Source organism: Rhizobium sp. RAF56, from assembly GCF_052113965.1.
Classification (GTDB): domain Bacteria; phylum Pseudomonadota; class Alphaproteobacteria; order Rhizobiales; family Rhizobiaceae; genus Rhizobium.
Genome location: NZ_JBFRDU010000098.1, coordinates 1 through 1,493, shown reverse-complemented (window position 1 = coordinate 1,493; position 1,493 = coordinate 1). Strand labels below are relative to the sequence as shown.

Genomic DNA, 1,493 nt, shown 5'->3' with positions numbered 1-1,493 from the left:
ACCATCGACGGCGGTCTCGGTAACGACACCCTCTCGGGCGGCGACGGCAACGACGGCGTCGACGGCGGTGCCGGCAACGACAGCGTCGACGGCGGCGCGGGCAACGACACCGTCACGGGCGGCATCGGCGACGACACCGTCAACGGCGGTGACGGCAATGACAGCGTCGACGGCGGTGCGGGCAACGACACCGTCACGGGCGGTATCGGCGACGACACCGTCGCTGGCGGCGACGGCAACGACAGCGTCGACGGCGGCACGGGCAACGACAGCGTCACGGGCGGTATCGGCGACGACACGCTCAATGGCGGTGATGGCCAAGACACGCTCGACGGCGGCGACGGCAACGACGTCGTCAACGGCAATGACGGCAACGACAGCGTCGACGGCGGTGCGGGCAACGACACGGTCGACGGCGGTGCGGGCAACGACACCGTCAACGGCGGCGACGGCAACGACAGCGTCGACGGCGGTGCGGATAACGACACCGTCACGGGCGGCATCGGCGACGACACCGTCAATGGCGGCGACGGCAACGACAGCGTCGACGGCGGCACGGGTAACGACACGGTCGACGGTGGTATCGGCGACGACACCGTCGCTGGCGGTGACGGCAACGACAGCGTCGACGGCGGTGCGGGTAACGACACGGTCGACGGCGGTATCGGCGACGACACCGTCAACGGCGGCGACGGCAACGACAGCGTCGACGGCGGCACGGGTAACGACACGGTCACCGGCGGTATCGGCGACGACACCGTCAATGGCGGTGACGGCAACGACAGTGTCGACGGCGGCGCGGGCAACGACAGTGTCGACGGCGGCGCGGGCAACGACACCGTCACGGGCGGCATCGGCGACGACACGCTCAATGGCGGTGATGGCCAAGACACGCTCGACGGCGGCAACGGCAACGACGTCGTCAACGGCAATGACGGCAACGACAGTGTCGACGGCGGCGCGGGCAACGACACGGTCGACGGCGGCATCGGCGACGACACCGTCAATGGCGGCGACGGCAACGACAGCGTCGACGGCGGCGCGGGCAACGACAGCGTCACGGGCGGTATCGGCGACGACACGCTGAATGGCGGTGATGGCCAAGACACGCTCGACGGCGGCAACGGCAACGACGTCGTCAACGGCAATGACGGCAACGACAGCGTCGACGGCGGTGCGGGTAACGACACGGTCGACGGCGGCATCGGCGACGACACGGTCGACGGCGGCGACGGCAACGACAGTGTCGACGGCGGTGCGGGCAACGACACGGTCGACGGCGGCATCGGCGACGACACCGTCAATGGCGGCGACGGCAACGACAGCGTCGACGGCGGTCTCGGCAACGACGTCGTCAACGGCGGCGACGGCCAAGACACGCTTGACGGCGGCCTCGGCGACGACACCATCCGCGGCGGCAACGATAACGACGTCATCAACGGCGGCGGCGGCAACGACCAGCTCTACGGCGAAGCCGGCGACGACACCATCAA

General features: G+C 69.7%; 1 protein-coding gene. It reads left to right on the top strand.

Annotated elements, in window-relative coordinates; genetic code table 11:
* A partial coding sequence (locus tag AB4048_RS28690) for a calcium-binding protein (RefSeq protein ID WP_442205331.1) occupies window positions 1-1,493 on the top strand: 1,493 nt, incomplete at both ends.